The organism is Stieleria sp. (genome assembly GCF_041595215.1).
Lineage (GTDB): Bacteria > Planctomycetota > Planctomycetia > Pirellulales > Pirellulaceae > Stieleria > Stieleria magnilauensis.
On sequence record NZ_JBFHKV010001398.1, the window covers coordinates 1 to 1,822 of the forward strand.

Consider the following 1,822-nt stretch of genomic DNA (forward strand, 5'->3'; position numbering starts at 1 on the left):
GCAGATCGACCGTCGAACGGACGGCGCGCTCCAGCAGCGGCGCCGTGTGAGTGCCTCCGGAGAGCACAAGCGTCGTGCGTTCCAAGTGCCGCAATGCATCCAGCGGCCCGCCTTCGGCGGACTGAAGTGTGATGCTGGCGCCGATCGCCGAATCCAGTGAACCGAGCAACAGGTCGCCGCCATCGGATTCGACCAATCGGGTCAGCCCATCGGCGTTGTAATCCTGCACAGCCACCAGCGCTGACAGATCGATCTGGCTGGCCGGGCCGGTGGCGCTGAACTCGATGACGCGATTGCGCGTGTCACCGCGACTGACATCGACGATCGATTCGAGCATCGGCAGCGCAATCACACCGCCGGCCTGGGCGCGAACATACGTGTCGGAATACCGGGAGGTGCCGCCGATGATGTCGACGAGGTTGGGAAACTCGATCCGACTTCCGCTGTCGGTGGCGGTGTAGTAACGATCCTCGTTGTACTCCGACGAAATCGGAAACCGCGTGACGCCCGGCAAGGAAATCACAGCACCGGAATTGGCCGTCACGTTGACGCGATGGAGTTGCACATCGCCATCAACCGTCAACGCTGCGTCGTCTCCCGTGGCAACCAGCGTCAAACCGCGTTTGAGATCCAAGTTGCCGCCGACGGAGACATTGCCCAGGATCACGAACTGGCTGGCCGAACCGTCGACGGTCATGTCACCGGCGATCGTCGCCGTCAGGACCTGGCCGTCGGTCGGGTTGAGCGTGCCGTCTTCGAAGCTCACCTCTTGTGCGATCAGACTGCGCGTGCGCAGTTCCGCGCCGTTGACTTCCAAGTGTTCGGTCGTGTCGATCGAATCGACGACCACGTTCGCGTCGATCCGCACCAGCAGCTCGCTCGACGCATCGGCGATCACCGCTTGATCGGCTGCGGTCGGTACGACGTCGCCGTCCCAGTTGAGCGGATCGTGCCAACGCTCGTTGTCACCTCCGCCATCCCAGGTGACGGTGGCGAGCAAATGCCGGTCTTCCAGTTTCTCAAACGGAGACCGCATCAAGCCTTCGGAAAGCTGCTTGCGTCGCAGTCGAGCCGCCTTGATGCGACGACGATCACGAAGCTTTTCCACAACCCCGCGCTGGTCACCCAGCGAGTGTATGTTCCGAGTCATCGGAGATGCCTACTGGTGCGGACGGCACGCGGGCAGATTCAGAGTCTCAATGAAGGGTGTCGGCTTTGGACCAACATCGGACGGAACGCTTCGCTGAATGACGGATCTACCCCGACCGCCCATTTATCAATGGAGGGGGACATCGGCTTGGTTCACGCAGATCACGGACCGATTGAAGGCTGCCGGGAGCCGCGGGATCGAATCCGTCGTGAATCGATCCGGCACTCACCGAGCGGTCATCGTTTGGTCTGGCAAAAACGACGCAAAGTTCCACCGGGCATAACCTTCTAGCCTAGTGGTACCGAAGCGCAATTCAACATGCCGGCCGTATAGTTGGTGGCATTCTTCTGCAATTCATCGAACCACGAAATCTCGCAAAGTCGATGGGTCCGAACGTGTCGTCAAAGCGTTCACAGTGAGCTTGGCCATGTGCGCCGAATTCGCCCGCGGCGCCTTCGCACTGATGCACATGACCGAATACGTCACACTCGCAATACCCCTCCGGCTGACTAGTCACCGAAGCGTCTGAGACGAAAGCTTGCTTTCGCCTGTCGGCTGGTCTATCGTCAGGGATCGGTGTTCACCCGCGCGCGGGTGGATTGCGTTCGCATCCACCACAGTCCCTCAACTTTTACGAAGAGGTTCCGATCATCCGAGAAGGACGCTCGACGC

The 1,822-nt window shown here is 60.6% G+C and carries 1 protein-coding gene; it reads right to left on the reverse strand.

Annotation, left to right across the window (positions count from 1 at the left end; all coding sequences use genetic code 11):
* Positions 1 to 1,150, reverse strand: a 1,150-nt coding sequence (locus tag ABX749_RS31580; RefSeq protein ID WP_372899535.1) for a hypothetical protein, incomplete at its 3' end; no start/stop codon positions are given.
* Between the last annotated feature and the right edge of the window lie 672 nt (positions 1,151 to 1,822).